The sequence below is a fragment of the Streptomyces sp. NPDC037273 genome, from assembly GCF_055603625.1.
This window is the reverse complement of sequence record NZ_JBVJVO010000030.1, coordinates 23,678-40,201: the sequence shown is the minus strand read 5'-3', so window position 1 is coordinate 40,201 and position 16,524 is coordinate 23,678. Positions and strand designations below refer to the sequence as shown.

General features: G+C 67.3%; 23 protein-coding genes. 2 read left to right on the top strand and 21 right to left on the bottom strand.

The features are described from left to right. The first annotated feature begins 125 nt into the window (after positions 1-125). Both ACZ7G1_RS38535 and ACZ7G1_RS38530 read left to right on the top strand, forming a co-directional pair. Positions 126-1,019: a tyrosine-type recombinase/integrase gene (locus ACZ7G1_RS38535; protein ID WP_470882187.1), complete on the top strand. Its 894-nt coding sequence runs from the start codon at positions 126-128 to the stop codon at positions 1,017-1,019. 648 nt (positions 1,020-1,667) lie between these two features. Then, on the top strand, positions 1,668-1,925 hold the full coding sequence (locus tag ACZ7G1_RS38530; protein ID WP_470882185.1) for a GntR family transcriptional regulator: 258 nt from the start codon (positions 1,668-1,670) through the stop codon (positions 1,923-1,925). Here the strand turns inward: ACZ7G1_RS38530 and ACZ7G1_RS38525 are convergent. The 21 genes from ACZ7G1_RS38525 to ACZ7G1_RS38425 form a co-directional block, all read right to left on the bottom strand. Next, positions 1,906-2,127 (bottom strand): holin, encoded by a 222-nt coding sequence (locus ACZ7G1_RS38525; RefSeq protein WP_470882183.1) that lies wholly within the window; start codon positions 2,125-2,127, stop codon positions 1,906-1,908. The two genes, ACZ7G1_RS38530 and ACZ7G1_RS38525, sit on opposite strands and share 20 nt — an antisense overlap. A gap of 9 nt (positions 2,128-2,136) precedes the next feature. Further along, positions 2,137-2,751 carry a hypothetical protein gene (locus tag ACZ7G1_RS38520; RefSeq protein ID WP_470882181.1) on the bottom strand — a complete coding sequence of 205 codons (615 nt, stop codon included), beginning with the start codon at positions 2,749-2,751 and terminating at the stop codon, positions 2,137-2,139. 118 nt (positions 2,752-2,869) lie between these two features. Then, the gene (locus tag ACZ7G1_RS38515) at positions 2,870-3,457 is read right to left on the bottom strand and encodes a hypothetical protein (RefSeq protein WP_470882179.1); all 588 of its coding nucleotides are present in this window, start codon (positions 3,455-3,457) and stop codon (positions 2,870-2,872) included. Positions 3,458-3,460: 3 nt separating this feature from the next. After that, on the bottom strand, positions 3,461-4,213 hold the full coding sequence (locus tag ACZ7G1_RS38510; RefSeq protein WP_470882177.1) for a hypothetical protein: 753 nt from the start codon (positions 4,211-4,213) through the stop codon (positions 3,461-3,463). After that, complete coding sequence (locus ACZ7G1_RS38505) at positions 4,210-4,761, bottom strand: hypothetical protein (protein WP_470882175.1); 552 nt, start codon at positions 4,759-4,761, stop codon at positions 4,210-4,212. Before ACZ7G1_RS38505 ends, ACZ7G1_RS38510 begins: the two co-directional genes overlap by 4 nt. Further along, on the bottom strand, positions 4,761-5,849 hold the full coding sequence (locus ACZ7G1_RS38500) for a DUF5047 domain-containing protein (protein WP_470882173.1): 1,089 nt from the start codon (positions 5,847-5,849) through the stop codon (positions 4,761-4,763). The genes ACZ7G1_RS38505 and ACZ7G1_RS38500 overlap by 1 nt, the downstream gene beginning before the upstream one ends. Beyond that, a complete protein-coding gene (locus ACZ7G1_RS38495) occupies positions 5,843-6,676 on the bottom strand; it encodes a hypothetical protein (protein WP_470882172.1) in 834 nt (277 codons plus the stop codon). The genes ACZ7G1_RS38500 and ACZ7G1_RS38495 overlap by 7 nt, the downstream gene beginning before the upstream one ends. Further along, positions 6,676-9,156 carry a phage tail protein gene (locus ACZ7G1_RS38490; RefSeq protein ID WP_470882171.1) on the bottom strand — a complete coding sequence of 827 codons (2,481 nt, stop codon included), beginning with the start codon at positions 9,154-9,156 and terminating at the stop codon, positions 6,676-6,678. The genes ACZ7G1_RS38495 and ACZ7G1_RS38490 overlap by 1 nt, the downstream gene beginning before the upstream one ends. Before the next feature lie 2 nt (positions 9,157-9,158). After that, a complete protein-coding gene (locus ACZ7G1_RS38485) occupies positions 9,159-9,644 on the bottom strand; it encodes a hypothetical protein (protein WP_470882170.1) in 486 nt (161 codons plus the stop codon). Between the two features lie 25 nt (positions 9,645-9,669). After that, a complete protein-coding gene (locus ACZ7G1_RS38480; protein ID WP_470882168.1) occupies positions 9,670-9,999 on the bottom strand; it encodes a hypothetical protein in 330 nt (109 codons plus the stop codon). 9 nt (positions 10,000-10,008) lie between these two features. Continuing rightward, positions 10,009-10,416, bottom strand: a complete 408-nt coding sequence (locus ACZ7G1_RS38475) for an HK97 gp10 family phage protein (RefSeq protein WP_470882167.1) — start codon at positions 10,414-10,416, stop codon at positions 10,009-10,011. Further along, on the bottom strand, positions 10,352-10,600 hold the full coding sequence (locus tag ACZ7G1_RS38470; protein ID WP_470882165.1) for a hypothetical protein: 249 nt from the start codon (positions 10,598-10,600) through the stop codon (positions 10,352-10,354). Before ACZ7G1_RS38470 ends, ACZ7G1_RS38475 begins: the two co-directional genes overlap by 65 nt. Next, positions 10,600-11,115, bottom strand: a complete 516-nt coding sequence (locus ACZ7G1_RS38465; protein WP_470882163.1) for a hypothetical protein — start codon at positions 11,113-11,115, stop codon at positions 10,600-10,602. Before ACZ7G1_RS38465 ends, ACZ7G1_RS38470 begins: the two co-directional genes overlap by 1 nt. After that, positions 11,112-11,960: a hypothetical protein gene (locus ACZ7G1_RS38460; protein ID WP_470882161.1), complete on the bottom strand. Its 849-nt coding sequence runs from the start codon at positions 11,958-11,960 to the stop codon at positions 11,112-11,114. Before ACZ7G1_RS38460 ends, ACZ7G1_RS38465 begins: the two co-directional genes overlap by 4 nt. Before the next feature lie 9 nt (positions 11,961-11,969). Beyond that, complete coding sequence (locus tag ACZ7G1_RS38455; RefSeq protein ID WP_470882159.1) at positions 11,970-13,148, bottom strand: hypothetical protein; 1,179 nt, start codon at positions 13,146-13,148, stop codon at positions 11,970-11,972. A gap of 12 nt (positions 13,149-13,160) precedes the next feature. Next, complete coding sequence (locus ACZ7G1_RS38450) at positions 13,161-13,832, bottom strand: hypothetical protein (protein ID WP_470882157.1); 672 nt, start codon at positions 13,830-13,832, stop codon at positions 13,161-13,163. 3 nt (positions 13,833-13,835) lie between these two features. Further along, positions 13,836-14,174, bottom strand: a complete 339-nt coding sequence (locus ACZ7G1_RS38445) for a hypothetical protein (RefSeq protein ID WP_470882155.1) — start codon at positions 14,172-14,174, stop codon at positions 13,836-13,838. A gap of 2 nt (positions 14,175-14,176) precedes the next feature. After that, positions 14,177-14,638, bottom strand: a complete 462-nt coding sequence (locus tag ACZ7G1_RS38440; protein ID WP_470882153.1) for a hypothetical protein — start codon at positions 14,636-14,638, stop codon at positions 14,177-14,179. Positions 14,639-14,700: 62 nt separating this feature from the next. Continuing rightward, on the bottom strand, positions 14,701-15,408 hold the full coding sequence (locus ACZ7G1_RS38435) for a hypothetical protein (protein ID WP_470882151.1): 708 nt from the start codon (positions 15,406-15,408) through the stop codon (positions 14,701-14,703). After that, on the bottom strand, positions 15,408-15,626 hold the full coding sequence (locus ACZ7G1_RS38430; protein ID WP_470882150.1) for a hypothetical protein: 219 nt from the start codon (positions 15,624-15,626) through the stop codon (positions 15,408-15,410). Before ACZ7G1_RS38430 ends, ACZ7G1_RS38435 begins: the two co-directional genes overlap by 1 nt. Then, complete coding sequence (locus ACZ7G1_RS38425) at positions 15,623-16,492, bottom strand: hypothetical protein (protein ID WP_470882148.1); 870 nt, start codon at positions 16,490-16,492, stop codon at positions 15,623-15,625. Before ACZ7G1_RS38425 ends, ACZ7G1_RS38430 begins: the two co-directional genes overlap by 4 nt. Positions 16,493-16,524 lie beyond the last annotated feature (32 nt).

The following is a 16,524-nucleotide window of genomic DNA, read 5'->3' as shown; positions in this document are numbered from 1 at the left end:
TGCGCGACTATCTTGACTGACCGGCACTCCTGAAACCGCCCCTGACCATTGCGTTCTTCGGTCAGGGGCGGTTTGCTGTTTGAGCACAGCGGTACGAAGTCAGATATCGACCCCGGGGGGAAACCGTGGAAGTCGAAGACATCACAGCCCTGCTCGCCTCCTGGCGCGTCAGCCTCCAGGCCGAACGCAAGAGCGCCCAGACCGTAAAGACCTACACCGACGGCATCAAACGCTTCATCGCCTGGAGCCGCGACACCGATACCCCACCTGACCTTGATCGGAAGACGGTCAACCACTTCGTCGCCGACATCATCGCCGCCGGCGCCGAAGCAGCCACAGCCCGCTCACGGCAACTCGCCCTCCGCCGCTTCTCCGCATGGCTCGCCGAAGAAGGAGAGATCCCTTCGGACCAACTTCTCGGATTGAAGCCCCCCAAACTCGATAGCAAGATTGTTCCTGAACTATCTGAGGACCAGCTCAGAGCCTTGATCGTGGCCTGCAAGGGCAACGACTTCTGGGAACGTCGAGACGAAGCCATCATCCGCCTCATGATCGAGACCGGCGCGCGCGCTGGCGAGGTGATCGGGATGACCACTGATGACATCGACGTCGTCAACGGATCCGCCATCATCCGTCGCGGTAAGGGAGGCAAGGGCCGCGGCGTACCCATCGGGCCCCGAACCTGCCGAGCCATCGACCGCTACCTCAGATCTCGAAGGACCCACCGCCTCTCCTCCACACCCACCCTGTGGCTCGGCGTAGGCGGCAAGAACCTCGGCTACCACGGCCTCTACGACTCGCTCTGCCGGCGCGCCACCCTTGCTGGCATCGAGGGCTTCCACCCCCACGTCCTCCGACACACAGCAGCCGGACGCTGGCTCGCCGCAGGAGGCTCTGAAGGCGGCCTCATGGCCGTGGCTGGCTGGTCGCGGCGGGACATGATCGACCGGTACACCCGAGCCAGTTCAGAAAGACGGGCGGCCGACGAGGCACGGCGCCTGAACCTAGGCGACCTGTAGAAGAGCCCCGCCCGATGGGCGGGGCTCTTTGTCCTTCTGCCCGCTGGCCGACAAGACAGCTGGCAGAAGGAGTCTAGCGGGACCTGCTCGCCCATGGTCCGCCGTGACCACGGGCGAGCAGGCGATCAGAGGCGGTTGAGACGCAGCTGCAGGGGGGACCTGGTCTGTCGCCAGCTGGCCGCCCTGCAGTCCTTGGGTTCCTTGTGCCAGTACGCCGTCGGACGCGCACCGCTCGCAGCTGAGGGGGTGATCTCGAGGACTTCGCCAGTGATGGCGTGCCCGCAGTAGTCGCAGTACTTCACCGGTGTGCCACCTTCCCGTGGCAGGGGCAGAAGCACCAGCGAGGGATGGCGACGGTGGTGCCGACCATGACCGGCCCGGGGAAGCAGTCCCCGTGCCCCCACATCTTCCCGTCCCCGCGGCAGAGGCCGGAGAGGGTTGGCCCTGTACTGGATGCCGGCCTGTGGGTAGCGTTGCTCATGACGAGACCTCCCGAAGGTGTCGTCCGCACCCCCGGGCCATGCGACTGGTCGCGGGGGTCTGTCGTTCAGATCACACTAGCGCGAGACTGATAGGTGTCATAGGTCTACTAGGTAGACCAGGTCTACTGATGTCGCCTAGGCGGCATCGTGACCCTAGCGTCCTGGCGTGGACTGGAAACCCGATATCCCCAGGTGGCGGCAGGTATACGCGGTGCTGGAAGAACGCATCGACAGCGGCGTGTACCCGCCGGAAACCCGGCTGCCGTCGATACACGAGATCGTGGAAGAGACCGGGATCAGTCCAGTCACCGCGGCTCGGGTGCTCCGCGAGCTGCGAAAGGCCGGCCTGGCCTACATGGAGCCGGGCATCGGCACCTTTGTAGCCGGACTCCCCCAGCCGCCTCCTACTTCCTCGGGTCAGTGAAGCCCGCGGTTGCCGGGTCGCCCTTGTAGCGGGCGGCGAGGCCAGCCAGCAGGGCGAGGAGGGCAAAGCTGGAGGCAAGCGAAAGGGAATCCGCCCACGCCCAGTGGCGCACGTCGAAGCCCTGCTGGGGCAGCTGAGCCAGCAGGGCGAGCGCGAAGGCGCCGACCACGCGCTCGGTCAGGTCGGTCAGGTACTTACGCATGGTGCCTCCTCAGAAGAACATCGCAGCCTGGATGCAAGTCAAGGTCTGCTCTCGGTAGGTGTAGGGGTTGTTGCTGGCCGAGCGTTCCAGGAGGCCTTGCACCTGGATGCCGTCGTTGGCGTCCATCTCCAGGAACGCGTGCGCGGGCAACGTGCGGCCGGCCGTCTCGGTGGCGGTCGGGAAGTTGTGGACGCGTGTCTCGCTCGGGGGGCCGCCCGAGTTCAGTTCGTTGCGGATGCGCAGGCCGTACGACAGGAGCCCGGTGGCGGGTACGGTCGGCGGGCAGACGGCGGTGGCGATGACCAGCCACCGGCCCTCCGTCGGTCCGTACGGGCTGAACGCGTTGGGCCGCAGCGTGTTCGTGCCCAGCGTCGACAGGTCCAGGGTCCCGTTGTCGAACTCCAGCGTGTCCCATACGAAGTCCACGCTGAAGCTACCTGGCGCCACGGTTCGGTTCTGGGTGCCGCGCACTCGGAACATGGGTCGTCCGAACACGGCGGGCGCCACGTTGGCGGTTATGTCGCTGTCCACGGCTTCCGCCAGGGCCTGGAGCGCGGCGGGCACGTCCGCCGGGTCGCCCGGGATGCTGTACGGGTAGTTCCGGTTCGCGGTGAACGCGGGCATCAGCCCTCCTCGGGCGTCGGCTCCGTCGGCGGGTCCGCCGGCGGTTCGATGGGCGGGTCATCCGGTGAGGGGATGGGCGGCTCGGGTGGACCGATGATGACGACCGGCATGGTTTCTCCTACGAGGCGATCTTGAAGACGGACATGGACGCGGCCGTGATCAGCGCGGCGCCGGCCTGGTTGTGGCGAACGGTCATCGTGATGTGCTCGGGCAGCGGGCCCGGAACGTAGTGCAGCGTGGCGAAGGACACGCCTGTGTCGGCGTTGCCAGCCGGTACCGAGGCGGCGGTCGGCCCTGGCACGCCGACGCCGATGGGGTTCACGGCGATGGGACCGGTGGACACGATCGTGACGTCGATGGCTGATGCGGCTACGCCGTTCTCGTCGAGCTTGGCATAGCCGGTGATCATGTAGGCCCCGGTCTGCGTGATTGAGATGCGGGTGTTGTTGGCGCCGAGGTTGACGAATCCGGCGTTGTCCCAGTCCTCTGACCCCCACTGCACCGTGGTCGTCACGTTCGGTGCCACGGCGGCGTTGATGCTGCCCGACACCTGCGCCGACGGAGCGTGCACGGCCGTGTTGATCGCCGTGACGCGCGTCTGCACGTCGGCGTCGATGTCCTGCGCCAGGTCCTGGATCTGGGCCGGAAAGTCCTGCGTGTCGCCGTACAGCGGGTAGGTGTACCCGCGCGACGTGTTCTGAGGCATGGGTCACACCTTCCTGACGATGACCTGGTCCCAGCTCAGGCGCTGGAATCCGGTCAGGGTGGAGCGGAGAGCGATTCGCATGAAGCCGTTCACCGGCGCCGTCACCGTGCCAGCCAACGTGGTGAACGGCGGCGCGTCCACCACGTTGGCCACCGACGTGATGACCGTGTCCGCGCTCGAGGTCGTGGGGTAGAGGTTCGTGGCGTTGGCGAACCACAAGCCCACGAGCGCGGCGCCGGCCGTGTTCGGGATGCCCGGGTCGTAGTCGCCGCCGGAGAACGCCGACACCGTGAACTGGTCCCCAGACGCCACGCCGATCGGAGAGCTGTACAGGTACGAGACGGAGGACCCGGTGACGGTGGACGCCACTGAGGCCACCTGAGTGCCGTCGGGGGCGAACGGGTTCGTCTGAACGGTGGCGCCAGCGGTGCCCGTGGTGTTCGCGAATTGCCACGACGTCGGAAAGAGCCCCGGCGGAGACGCTTCGAAGGACGGGTTGGAGGCAGCGAGGAGGTTCGGGTTCACGCCGGCGAGCATGCCGAGAATCAGCCACGAGCCGTCCTGGTTCAGGACCGAGGCCAGACCGCCGACCACCAGCGTCGTGCCGACGTGGAAGTTCGCTGTGAAGGTGCGGCCCCCGACGCTGATCTGAGCGTTGTTCGGGGTGAAGGAGACGATCGTGCCGACCCGAAGCCGGCACGGCTCTCCGCTCTCGGAGGCAATCAGCGCGGCGGAGGCACTCGCTGGTGTCGTCATGCAGGCATCACCTTCCACGCCCACAGCCGCGTCTGGTACGTCCAGTTCGGCGACGTACCGTCATCGTGGCGGATGCGCACGCCGACGATGTCACCGGCGTTAAGGAGCAGTACCGATGACTGGTACGGCAGAGAGAAGACGGTGCGGGACCCGGTTCCATAGCCGACGGCCTCCACGCCGTTGCGCAGAAGTTGCGTGCGGAACTCAAACGGGCCGCCCGTGGGCGTGACCACCGTGTAGGTGCCGCACCAGTACCAGCCGGTGCTCGGCGCCTGAATCCCACCAGGCTGGAACATGGGCGCCACGTTGGTGAAGGACACGGTGTCGAAGGTGGGGATGGCCGTGTTGGCGGTGGTGGCGACGGCCGCCGACATGATCAGGCGCGCGTACGGAGGGTCCAACAGGTTGACGTTGATCTGGGCCATCAAGTCGTTCATGTCCGTGTTGATGGCCTCAGCCAGGTCATGCATCTGCCCGATGTCGGACAGGTCCTTGACCTGCGGAGGTTCGCACTGCGGGTACGGGTAGCCCCGGGGAGTGGTGTCCATCAGGCTGCGGCTCCTGTCGTCCCGGCGCGGGTGGTGATCTGCATGGGGCTCTCGGTGTCGAGCGGGTAGGTGATCTGGTCGACGATCTGCGTGTCGGCTACGCCCATGAAGCGGAGGCTGACGGTGTCTCCCGGTTCCAGGGCATAGTCGGGGGTGACGCTGGCTGACCACTGTCGGGACAACGCGGTGGCCGCCCGTAGCTGCGTCACGGCCAGCGTCTGCGCCTGCGCGGTAGTCAGCGGCGTCTGCACCTTGATGATCTGGGAGACGCGCCCGAACCTGCCCCCGAAGAACGTCGGGGAGCCCGTTGTGGTATCCCGGGCCGGCACCCGGATGGGCGCGGTGCCATCGGTACGCTCCGAGACGACGACGACTGAGTTCGCCACGCCCGTGCGTGAGCGCGAGATGGCGGCCGAGTGCAGGAGGCCGCCCTTGTCCAGGAAGTCCTGGACGACAGGCCCGTACGCGTAATCGAAGGGACGCACGACAAAGGACCCGTCGCCGAGTGCGAACCACCTACCGCCGAGCGACTCCGACAGATCATCGAGCGCCTGACCCCGATCCTCATCCCACGTCAACGATGCCGGCGTCGGCTGATCCACAACAGAGCTCGCCCCGAACGTGGCCTGGGGGAGCGCCTCCAGGATCAAGTTGGTGATCTCGGCGAGTGTCGTGGCGGACTGCGTGGTGCGGGGTTGCTCGAAGCGGAACCCGATCACGTCCTGGGCTAGGTCATCGCAGGCAAACTCCACCCGGCCGTCGGGGTGCAGCGTCGGCGTGGAGACGCGCCCAGTAAAGATCGGGAACAGCTCCTCACTGCCATCGCCGTACTGCACCCCCGCCCGGATGCGGACCACCGCGAACTCGGGAGACAGGGGGTCGTCCGGGTTGATCGGGAAGTCGGGCCGGGTCATCGTGAAGGTGGCCGACCGGGTCACCCGCTGGGACAGGTTCGCCGTCACCTCCCCGCCGGTCGGGACCAGGCCGAGCACGCGGGGGACGCCGTCGATATCGTACGCGTCCACGCGCACCGCGCGCCGGTGTGGGGAGCGGATGGCCGACTGGTAGTTCAGGGTGGAGGTCAGCACTGCGTCTCGCCCTCCAGGATGTCCATCCACGTGCCTCCGGCCGCCGTCATGCTGGCGAAGGTGGGAAAGGCGTCCTCGACCGCGCACCAGTTGGCGCACGCGGTGCCCTGGATGGGGCCCGTGGCCGCGTCATCGACGACGGTAACGGGTGCCGACCAGATACGGTGCGGCAGGCGCTGGTCGATGCGGTCAGCCAGGTAGTCCTCCGCAAGGTCGCCCGGCTGGACGAAGTAGGGGTCCCAGCCGTACTCAGTCGGCGCCGTGATCTGGATCGGGCCTCCCCAGGTGAACAGCTCATAGACCGCGGTCTTGGCGGCCAGCGTCTTCGTGAGGAACCGGATGGAGCTGTCGAGGTTCTTGCGTCGGCCGTACACGTCGGCCGGCGTCTCGGAGTCGAAGCGGTCGAACAGGCCCGCGTCAGCACGTCGGACCTTCTGACCCCATCCCACCCACACGTACTCCAAGCCGCCCGGCGTGCACGCTGCGGCGATGAGGGATTCGGAGCTGGAGCAGAACCCCATGGCCAGGTTGGCCCAGGGGCGCAGCGGGTCGCGGAGGCAAACGGTGGTGTCGGTGGGGATGAGGAACGGGCCCTGGATGAGGGTGACCTCGGTGCCGATGCTGTTGCGGCCGGTCCACCGGTACCAGACGTTGACGCCAGGTGGCGGCGTGGTGTCGTACGTGGCGCCAACCTGGCCCACGAGGTTGAGGTCGCGGATGAACGTCCAGGGGCCCGTGGCGGAGAGACCGCGCTCCAGCGTGGCAGTGACCTGGGTATCGGGCGACGCGGTGAAGTTGGCGGTGACGAAGAACGCTTCACAGGCCATCAGCGACGTACCCCCTGGGCGAGAATGCGCCGGTTGCGCGCGTTGGTCGTGGTCAGCCGGCCGTCAATGTAGGTCGCCAGGAACTCGTTGCCGACATAGACGTTGACGGGCTGTGTGGAGGCACGCAGGGGCAGATCCGACGGTCGGAGGGCGCCCGCGTCGCTGCGCGCAAGGGGCCCGGAGAACGGCTCCAGGACCGGGCGTACAGCCTCCAGCGCGCTGCGCCGGCCCGACGTCGCACGGCGCAGGGACGGGGCCATGTTGGCGCGCGCGACGCCTGCCGCCTGCCGGGCGGCGATGGCGATGATGCCCTGGGTGGAGGCGAGACCGAGGGCGAAACCCTCGCCGGTCTGCTGGCCGAGCTTGAACGTAACGCGGGACGGCGAGTTGATGTCCAGCGCCTTCTCAATCGTGCCCGACACGCTGTCGGCGATGTCCCGGGCGATGCCGATGACGCGGGCAATTCCGGAGGTGAGACCGCCAGCGAGGCCGCTCATCACCTCGGAGCCGATTCGGAACGCACGGTCGGGGAGCTCGGCGATCTGGCCGATGAACTCACCGACGAAATCCCGGACCCGCTGGACCGTGTCGTTGAAAGCGGACACGAATCCGCTGACGAAGTCCTCTCGGAGCGAAGAGCTGAAGTCGCCCAGCTTGTTCTGGAAGTCGCGGACCGACCGGACGCCGGTAGCTGTCCAGTCGAGGACAGAGTCCTTGATCTTCTCGCTGTTGTCGGTAGCTGCCTTGGAGGCCGATCCCATGGCCTTGGCGAAGTCGCTGTTGAGGACGTCAGAGAAGGCCTCGGAACCTTCCTTGGCCAAGTCCATGCCGACCTTGACGATGTCCAGGGCAACGCGGAGAGCTCCGAGCGCGGCCTTCGTGAGGTCGATGGCGAGCGGAAGCTGCTCCCTCAGGATGAGCGCGATGTCGACCAGGATCGGGCCGAGCTGCTGAATGATCGGAATCAGCTCGGGGCCGATGGCCGTCACGAAGTCCCGGACCACGGGGGCGAGAGTGGCGATGACAGGGGCAAGTTGGACGAACGCTTCCTGGACCAGCGGCAAGATGTTCTTGACCAGCGTGTCGGCCGTCTTGGCCAGCTCGCCCAGAATGGTCTGGAATTCCTTGCTGGCGGTCAGCCGGTCGAACGCCTCCGACAGGTCTTCCAGGATGTCGAAGAGACCACGGCCGCCCTGGGTCAACCCCGAGAAGATGTTGCCCAGCCCCGAGAAGATGTTGCCCACCGAGCGGCCGAACTGGGCCAGGGTGGACACGGCCTTGTCGATGGCATCTTCCAGAGCCCCCGACTCGAAAGCGCGCTGCAACTTCTCCGAGACCCTCAGCGACACGTCATCGATAGCGATGGCAATCCGGTTGAGCGCCGGAGCGGAGGCGGCGGACAGGAACCCGAAGCTGCGCACGACCCGTCCGGGCGTGTTCTCCAGCCGCTCCAGCGCCGTGTTGGCCCCCGCCAGAGCCTGACCCAGCACGCCCTGCGCAGCGAGCTGGCCGGCCGCAGTAGCAGCGCTCTTGCCCATGGCGTTCAGCGAATCAGCGGCCCGGTTCAGGGATCGGGTGACCGTCGGCCCGGCGTCCCGTGCCAAGTCCCGCAGGATGCCGTCGAAGTCCTTGAAGACCCTGTTCTGGACCTCCTGCTGCACCGCGCGCAGCTCTCGACGCATGGTGTGCAGCTGATCCACGAAGAGCCTGGCCTCGGGCGCCAGCCCCTCGATGGACTTGTGGAACTCGGAGGCCGTCAGGTCCTTGTCGAAGACGTTCTGGATACCCTCCTTAACACCGACCAACGCCAGCTTGAGAGTCCCGAGCGCCAGCTTCTGCGTGAGAATGGCGGACGTGCCAACAGCGGCGGCTGGCGCAATCTGCTGCGCAGCCGCAACTACAGCGGCAAGGGTGCTGGCCAAGCCGCCTGCCCCCAGAGACAGGGCGGCCACTCCACCCGTCAGCAGTCCCACCCCGCGGGCTGAGGTCGACGCCGTACGGCCGAGCCCTTGGACCAGGCGCGTAGCGCGTGTCAGCTGCTGCTCGTCGACATCGACATCCACCTCGATGTCCGGCGCCGACCGCTCGACCAGTTCCACCGCGGCTGCCACGCTAGCCCGTAGTCCGGCGAGCGAGTTGCTGTCCAGCTGTGCCTCGACCTCGACGGGCGGAGCGCCGGCCTGAACCGCGGCGACAGCGCGGCCGATACTCGCGTCCAGGTTGCGTAGCGTTTGCCGCTGGTCGAGGACCGCCTGAAGGTCGATCTGAAGGCCCCGGTCTGCCTCTGCCGCAGCCACCACACGCGACAGGTCACGGTCGAGACTGCGCAGGGTCTGTCGCGCATCCAGCCCCGCTTCCAGACTGATGTCCGGCGCTGTGTTCTCTGCGGACCGGACGATCCGGGAGAGCTGCCGCTCGAGATCTGGTAGCGCGCCTGCGGCATTGACGATGAGGTCGACCTCTGCCTGGTTCGCTGACATGCCTACCCTCCCATCCATCCGGCCATGGCCTTCGCTACGGCCTCCGGGTCATCACCGTCGTCAGTGCCCCACGCGTCCTCGTAGCCCCGCGGTGGGAGTGCGAGCTGGAAATCGAACTGCATGCGCTGCTTCTCGTCGGCGTGCTTCGTGTACAGCGCGTACACGGCGGCGCACCACTCATACGCGGACCGCTGCCACGGGTCGACGCCGGCGAGCGTCAGGTGTCCGAGTGCTTCGGGGTGGACGGACATTTCCAGGAGGCGGTGCCCTTCCCACCAGCGGCGCCCGGTCACCGTCTCCAGTACCTGGTGAGCAGCTGAGACAACGTTGTCAGTGCGTACGTTGCCGTCGACGATCATTCGTCCCACCGTCGACCGGTCCTCATCGGACAGGAAGCCGATCACGTCCATCTCGCCTTGCACCGTCGTCCACACGGCAGCAGGACGCCATGCCAGCAGGAAGACCTGGCCGCCGATCTCTACCGGCACCGGTCCACGCGACAGAGGTGACGTGTCACGCCGCATCGGCAGCAGCGTCCTCCGCCCCACCATCAGCAGCGCTTTCGGCGATGGCCTGCGCCAGATCCTCCATGGCCTTCAGCATGTCCGCAGCCTGAACTTCGCCGTGAACGAACCGTCGCATGATGGCCCGCCAGGTAGCGGGGCCGGCCGACGAGGCCAGCCACTGGGTTACCGCATCCAGGGCAAGGAGCTCGTCGACGTTCATGCTGCTGACGAGGACCATTCGCTCGTACAGCTCGCGGTCCGGGGGGCCGAAGTCGTATTCCTGTCCGGCGATCGTCAGCCGGTAAGAGGCCACGCCACTGCTTTTGGTGTCGTCCATAGGTTCAGCCTATCGCTGAGTGATGCTGTAGCCACGCGACCGTGAAACATCCGCGAGCGCGCGGTCGAGGAACGGGCGTGCGCGCGTGCCCGGATGGTGAACCACCTTGGCAAAGACCGTGCGACCACCCACCTTGAAGCGGAGAGCCTGCGCCCGCCTCGGCCGGATGATGTGCGGCCTGGTGCCGTCGTTCACCATCGGCGCGTACTCCACATCAGAGCCGACCGTCCACCGAAGCCGGAGCCCGAGGAAGCTACGGCGCTCCACCCGGATCGACGACCGAAGCCGGCCCGTGTCGACCGGCGCCAGGATCTTCGCCCGCGCCACGACTTGCCGGGCAGCGATCTCGCCCTCACGCCGACTCGCCGCCCGGAACGTCCTGTTCAGCGCTGCCCTGTCCAGCCGAATCCTCGCCACCGAAACTCACCTCCAACTCGGTCTCGACGGTATGCACAACCTCCACCAGGCCGAGCTTGAGCCAACCCTCCACCAGTGCGTCCCGCTCGACGAGGTACACCTCGCCGGCCCGGAAGCCGTCGAAGCTGGTGCAGACGTGCAGGCCCACGAACTCCGGGCCCGGGACGGTCGTCTTCTTCGGCATCAGCAACACGCCTCCATCACGATGTTCACGGTCATCCGGCCACCGATGCAGTTCGCATCCGGGCCGACAGGCTCGTACTGCCCCACAGCGACAGGGCCGATCCGCAGCGCCTCCGTGTCGCTGAAAGCGCAGCAGACCGCGGCCTCCATGGCGCCGTAGTCCGCGTCCAGCTTCTGCGCCAGGGTGTCCCACTGGGAGGCCGTCACGATGGCGTCGGCCTTCGGCGTGGGCATGCACCGGTACACGCCAAGCTCCAGCGTGAGTACCCGCTCCCGCTGGAAGCACTTACCGGCGAAGCGGTCGTTCACGTCCCGAACAGCACTCAGCCCCGCTGTGCGGACATAGCCGAGCCCGAGACAGCACTCGTCGTCACCGGTCGACGAGAGCAGTGGGATGACCTCTTGGCCGGCCCGCAGCATCACCCTCTCCGGCGGCACCGGCCACGGATGCGGCGCCTGCAGCTGTGCTTCCAGGCAGACGAGAAGGAGCTGTTCCAGTTCCAGGACTTGTGTCACGAGAAGCGCCCCCTGTACGTGTCGACGGACACCACACGCGACCGCTGGGCGCGGCGCGCCGGGTTCACCGCACGAATCCACAGGTCCACGTTCGGCAGACCCGTGAGCCCGTTCTCGGCGACCGTGGTGGGGTCGACCATCTCGATGTCGACGCCGTTGCGGGACAGTGACGCCAGCTGCTGCGGCAGCGCGCAGTCGGCACCCATGCAGGCCTTCGCGATCTCGCACGCGTACTCGCCCGCCGCGATCTGCCCCGCCACCGGCAGCGGCCGCCCCGGCTGGTACGTGATGACGAACGACCCGACCTCGTCGACGCCGACGTTCATGTCCTGGCACGTCGGCCAGCACTCCCCATCCGTCCGCACGAGCATCGGCCGGCCACGCCACGAGTCAAGCCGGTACGCAGACGGGTCCAGCTCGAGGCCGTCGACAGCAACGGAAGCGACCGAAGCGACCGACGTCGGGAACGGGACCTCGCAGGCCGCGGCGCAGCTACAGCCGCCCGAGCAACCGCAGTTCCGCCACACCCCAGCATCGACGTACGGCAGCATCCATGGGCCCCCACCAGCCGACACCCCAGGTGTGCCGACAGGCCACGACAGGTAGCCGGCGCCGCTGGCGCACTTCGGTCCGCACGGCCGGTAGTTCACCGCGCACTGCGAGAACTGGCGGCCCGTGAGCGCGTCGAGGATGAACGTCGCCAAGGACGTTGCCCGGACCCGGACCGCGGGGTCGAAGCTGTTCCAGTCCGGGCAGCACGTGGTGTCGATCGGCCAGTCGCACGGCCCCGGCATCACGCCAGGCGTCGGTGGTGGTGTCGGCTCGACAGGGTTGATGACGGGCATGGTCGGCTCCTACGGAGTGGAGAACTTGCCGGCGCGGACGAACACGGCCTGCGCTGGGTCGGTAAGGTTGGTCGCTGTACGCGTGACCGCGATGTAGCCGATGAGCGCGCCGACCGCGGTGACGGGGGCTGGGGTGAAGACCTCCACGCCGATGGCGGCCACGGCGGCTGAAAGGCTGGCGTAGGTGGCCTGCCCGTACTGGACGGCGATCTGGGCCGTGGTCACGTTGGTCGCGAACAGCCACACCCTCAGGATCGAGGACGTGTTGGTACCGCCGCCGATCACGGTCAGCACGCCAGCGTTGTCGTAGCGGGTCGGGTCGAGCGTCGTCACCGGCGGCGGCGTGGGGGTGGATGCGCTGCGCAGGATGCGGCGGAACGTGGCCGGCGACTGGATCGGGGACGGGGAGATGTGGGGGTTGTCGGTCTGGACGCCGCCGTTGAAGTGGTTCGAGGAGCGGGCGAAGAGAGTGCCCGCGCTCTTATTGATCGACAGGTTCACGCCGTTGGCCGTGACCAGGTTCCCGGACAGGCTGAACGGGCCGAGCGCGTCCATGAGGTCGGCCAGCTGGTTCACAGGCTGCGCCAGGATGGTCGGCAGCGTCTGCACCTCGATGACGCTGGCCAGGCCCGTGTCGAGGAAGGAAACGCCGAGCACGATGTGGGTGCGGCGCTGCTCTGGCGTCGGCTGCGCGGCCTGTTGGACGACGGCGCCGGTCGAGGTGTACAGCCACCAGGTGATGGAGCGTGCCTGTGCGGGCCCGTCCAGGAGCACGGTCTGGGCGGCCACGTCGACCTTCGTGATGCTCGGTACGGCGGAGGTGAGCTGTGTGTTGTCGACGACGTAGCCCACGACTGCTTCGATGTCGACGGCCAGGGGCGTTGCTGAGATGTTCAGCTCGCCGCCGGAGGCGACACCTGTGGTGAGGTCGGCCTCCTCCTCCGACATGCCGACGTCGATGGCGAACGCCTCGGTGTCGATATGGACCCAGTACTTCCCCTCCTCCGCCCAGAACGTGAGCACGCCGGCCCCGTCCGTGGTCGTCGGGTTGGCGAGCGGGGTGCCGACGATGTCCGAGAAGATCGGGGCAAAGAGGTTCGAGTCCTCAGGGAAGATGGCTGCGGGCAGGTTGGCGGCCAGGACCCCGTTGGGGAACCAGTACTTCTTGCTGTACCGCACGAGGGCCACGTGGCCGCCTCCTTACGTGAGCTGGACCGAGATGGCGGGGGCGGTGTCGAGACCATCAGGAGTGCCGAAGGTGGCCGGCAAAGCGCCCGAGACCCCGTCCTTGTAGTAGCAGTTCAGGGCCCCGGTGATGGTCGGCGTGGTCTCGGAGACGATCGGGTCCCACGTCACACGCGTAGTGAGGCCCAGGTTCACGACGCCGCCCTGCCGTCCGATGATCAGGTAGTGGAGCACCGGGCGCACCGGGGTCGACAGGCCCGTGATGGAGCGGATACCAGTCACGCCCGCCGTGACGGTGCCGTAGTCGGCCACGAGGGTCGTGGGGAGCGACTCATCGGCCTGGTACAAGCCCATGCGGAGGTTGCCTCCCACGAGCGCCAGCGTGACGTTGGCGGCCAGGGCCGTGAGCGTGCACGTACGACCGGGCCAGAAGGGGAGGGCGAACATCCTGTTCACGGGCACGTTGGCGGTGCCGGTGGCGCCGTATGCGGGCAGTCCGTGCCACGCCGTGGAGCGGATGACGGGGAGGTTCCCTGATGGCCCGATCGTCAGCGCCGTACCCGACTGGCCGTCGGAGACGCGCACCTGGTCCAGGTCGGAGCGGTACCACATGGCGCCTTCGACCGGCGTCGCCGGTGGCGCCGTGCGCTTGAAGAGGCGCAGGTCATGCGCCATGCGGTCCGACATGGGTCAGCTCACCGGGAGAACGACGACGCGGTGGGAGTTGGTGGTGATGATGCTGCCGAACGAGACGGAGACGGTGTTGGCGTCGACCCTGGCCACGTCGGTCATCACGTCGTGATTCGTGGCCACCTCGTAGACGCCCACGACCACGTCGAGCGTGCCCAAGTTGTGGACCACGTTGTAGCTGGTGGCGACGCCGTCACCGATGGAGGTGGCGAAGCCAGCGTAGGTGGACGCGGTGAGCTGGGAGACGTTGACGGCGTCGGTCGGGTTGGTACCCGGCGCGACCTCGGTGACCTTGTTGCCGTTCATGTCGATCTGCTGGGCGAACTGCACTCCAGGCATGGCTACCTCCTGAGGAGAGCGACGCCCACGGTGGGCGTGGCGAAGTCGATGACAGTGGTCTCAGCGGTGGGGTGCGTGACGTCGGCCTCGGTGACCTGGCCCGCCACGAGGATCGTCACGGCCGGAGGCGCGCCGAAGTGATGGTCAACGGTCCACACCGTGGCGGGCGTGCTCTGGTCGTGGACGTAGGTACCGGGCCACGCGTCGTCGGTCTCGCCAGGGTCGACGTCGTAGTGGAAGACGTTGCCGGAAATGTCCGTGGCGTACTCGCCGGGGGCGGCGAAGAACGTCGCCAGTCCGTCCGCGTTGGTCATGGCCGGGTTGGAGAGAGGCGTCGTACCTGCCTTGTCGCTGAAGAGGGGCACAAGGATGTTGCCGCCGAGCAGCCGGACCGGCACCGGAATGTTGGCGGCCGGCGTCCCGTCGGCGTACGTCAAGTACTGACCGTAATGGATGAGCGGCATCGACAGTCCTTACGCGTGAAAGGGGTCCTGGCCGGGAGCCGTCGACCAGGACCCCAGCCCAGTTACGGAACGGGCAGCACCGTCGCGCCACACACCGGCGTCGGCAGCGGCGCCGACGTCGTGATCGACCGCAGGATCTCCGTAGCGCCGAACGGTGTCGTCAGCGCAGTCAGCGTCGCCGGGGTCACGGCGTCCCGCAGGACGTCGTCGTACGGTCCGACACCCCAGTCGCCGCCGGCCACGGCACGGGCCGTCCACGTTGCCGTCACGCCGTCATTCTGCGCAGGCAGCCACTCGCTCCACTGCGCATCCAGGACCCACGGCATGACCCAGTACTGGTACTTGACGTTGCCGTTCGGGTCGCAGGCCTGCTCGGTGATTCCGGTCCACAGTTCCAGGCCGAAGTTCGCGGAGCCGGTGAGGGCCTTGTCGATGCTGAAGCCCACCATGTTCGGGGTGGGCGCCGCGTTGTCGAGGACGAGCGGGTCGCCGGTGATCAGGTTGATCATCGTCGGGTCCCACGTGCACACGTTCAGGTTGATGTCGAGCCACCGCAGCGCGGGCTTCGACCTGTCGCTGATGCACTCGTCGCCGTTCGCGTTGAGAATGCTGATCTCCGTGACCTCGGCGTAGTTCGGGGTGATGGTGCCCGTCACGAGCGCCTCAGCGGTCAGCGTCGAGTTGGGGCCGTTCACCACCGCACCACACTCGTTCAGCTTCGTCAGCCGCATCCTCTTGCCGCGCGCCAGGCGAACACATTCAACAGCCATTACTCGTCCTCCTCATCCTTCTTCGCGCGGCGCCTCGGCTTGGGGCGCAGGCTCTCGTTGAACTTGTCCGCCAGATACGGCGGCACCAGGAACTCGCTGCCGTTCCCGTCCGTCCGGACATGCGCCGGACTGTCCGCGAGGGCGAGCAGCACGATCGCTGTCGCCTTCACCTCACCCGGGGCCGGCACAACGACCGCCCAGTCCTTCACGCCGGTCATGCCGGGATCGCCGGGGTTGCGGCCGTCGCCGGAGCGGCGATGGGTACCTGAATGGCGAACACTTCGGGGCATGACCACGCTGCGGCGTAGACGCGTTCAGCGATCGCGTCCCACTGGTTCGCTGTCCGGTCCATGGCGCGTTGCCTGTCGACCCGGGCCATGACGTCCTCGGAGCGCCAGATGCCGACGTAGCCCGTGATGAACGACCAGACGAATCCGGGTGCCGGAGCGATACCTCCGGGACCTGTGATGGCGTATCCGTCACCCAGGGAGACTGCCGTGCCCTTCCGCGTACGCAGGACCCCAGCGTCAGGGTTGAGCATCCCGGCATACTCCAGGGCCCCTTCGGCCTGAGTGTTGACGTGGATCGTGCCTACGTATCCGTTGACCTGGTAGAAGGCGTTCTCCAGCGCGCTGATGGCCGCACCTGCCCCAGGGGCGATAGGGGGCACCACAGTCGCTCCGGAGTCGTTCAGGTTCAGGACGCCAGGCTGCGTGGGAGAGCCGAGCCAAAAGGTGTTCTCGACTCGCCACTGTTCGTTGGACGCCAGGCGTGCCGTAGCAGCGGCCACGATCTCGTCCACGCTGCGCCCAGCGGTGCCGCAACGCAGACGCGTCTCCACCCAGAACGGGTCAGTCCCGACCAGCTCGGTGCCCTCGTTCGGCGTCTTGATCTCTGGTTCGACACCACACGCCGGGTCATACAGCTCTGTGAAGTTGCCGCAGTCATCGGCGAAGAACTGGAGGCCCGACGCCATGATGCGACTGTCCATCGGGATCAGCGTGGCCGCGTTGAAGAGGCCGTAGCGGCTCCGCTGCCGGGGCAGGGGCGGTACGAGCTGCCGGTTGGACTGAATGACTGCCATGGTCCCTCCTTTCTGGTCCTGGGTGGCGCCCC